A 1,785-nucleotide genomic window follows, 5' to 3' on the forward strand; every position below is an offset into this window, starting at 1 on the left:
GCCTACACCCTTACCCCGGGACAACCACCGCCCGGGATGGACTACCTTCCTGCGTCACCCCATCACTCACCTACTAACCGCTTGGTTCGGCGGCTCCACCACTCCCCTTTGCCCGAAGGCTCCGGGGCGGCTTCACGGCCTTAGCATCACGATGCTCGATGTTTGACGCTTCACAGCGGGTACCGGAATATCAACCGGTTATCCATCGACTACGCCTGTCGGCCTCGCCTTAGGTCCCGACTTACCCTGGGCAGATCAGCTTGACCCAGGAACCCTTAGTCAATCGGCGCAAACGTTTCTCACGTTTGTATCGCTACTCATGCCTGCATTCTCACTCGTCAACCGTCCACGACTACCTTCCGGTGCCGCTTCACCCGGCAGACGACGCTCCCCTACCCATCACAGCACCCGTTGGGGCTATATGCTGCAATGACACGACTTCGGCGGTACGCTTGAGCCCCGCTACATTGTCGGCGCGGAATCACTAGACCAGTGAGCTATTACGCACTCTTTCAAGGGTGGCTGCTTCTAAGCCAACCTCCTGGTTGTCTGTGCGACTCCACATCCTTTCCCACTTAGCGTACGCTTAGGGGCCTTAGTCGATGCTCTGGGCTGTTTCCCTCTCGACCATGGAGCTTATCCCCCACAGTCTCACTGCCGCGCTCTCACTTACCGGCATTCGGAGTTTGGCTAAGGTCAGTAACCCGGTAGGGCCCATCGCCTATCCAGTGCTCTACCTCCGGCAAGAAACACACGACGCTGCACCTAAATGCATTTCGGGGAGAACCAGCTATCACGGAGTTTGATTGGCCTTTCACCCCTAACCACAGGTCATCCCCCAGGTTTTCAACCCTGGTGGGTTCGGTCCTCCACGAAGTCTTACCTCCGCTTCAACCTGCCCATGGCTAGATCACTCCGCTTCGGGTCTTGAGCGTGCTACTAAAGCGCCCTATTCGGACTCGCTTTCGCTACGGCTTCCCCACCCGGGTTAACCTCGCAACACACCGCAAACTCGCAGGCTCATTCTTCAAAAGGCACGCAGTCACGAGATGCAGCAAGCTGCATCCGACGCTCCCACGGCTTGTAGGCACACGGTTTCAGGTACTATTTCACTCCGCTCCCGCGGTACTTTTCACCATTCCCTCACGGTACTATCCGCTATCGGTCACCAGGGAATATTTAGGCTTAGCGGGTGGTCCCGCCAGATTCACACGGGATTTCTCGGGCCCCGTGCTACTTGGGTGTCTCTCAAACGAGCCGCTGACGTTTCGACTACGGGGGTCTTACCCTCTACGCCGGACCTTTCGCATGTCCTTCGCCTACATCAACGGTTTCTGACTCGTCCTGTCGCCGGCAGACGACAGAAGAGAGATCCCACAACCCCGTATGCGCAACCCCTGCCGGGTCTCACACGCATACGGTTTGGCCTCATCCGGTTTCGCTCGCCACTACTCCCGGAATCACGGTTGTTTTCTCTTCCTGAGGGTACTGAGATGTTTCACTTCCCCTCGTTCCCTCCACACTGCCTATGTGTTCAGCAGTGGGTGACAGCCCATGACGACTGCCGGGTTTCCCCATTCGGAAACCCCCGGATCAAAGCCTGGTTGACGACTCCCCGGGGACTATCGCGGCCTCCCACGTCCTTCATCGGTTCCTGGTGCCAAGGCATCCACCGTGCGCCCTTAAAAACTTGGCCACAGATGCTCGCGTTCACTGTGCAGTTCTCAAACAACGACCAGCCACCCGTCACACACCACTTCCATGGTGCTTCACCGGGGCCGGCAG

The 1,785-nt window shown here is 57.9% G+C and carries 1 rRNA gene (running past one end of the window); it reads right to left on the reverse strand.

The window, feature by feature from the left end:
- Positions 1 to 1,696, reverse strand: a 23S ribosomal RNA gene (locus tag ACZ4SF_RS37920) (its annotated part extends 1,489 nt beyond the left edge of the window); the annotation flags it as partial.
- Positions 1,697 to 1,785: the final 89 nt, after the last annotated feature.

Source organism: Streptomyces sp. NPDC027663 (genome assembly GCF_055566415.1).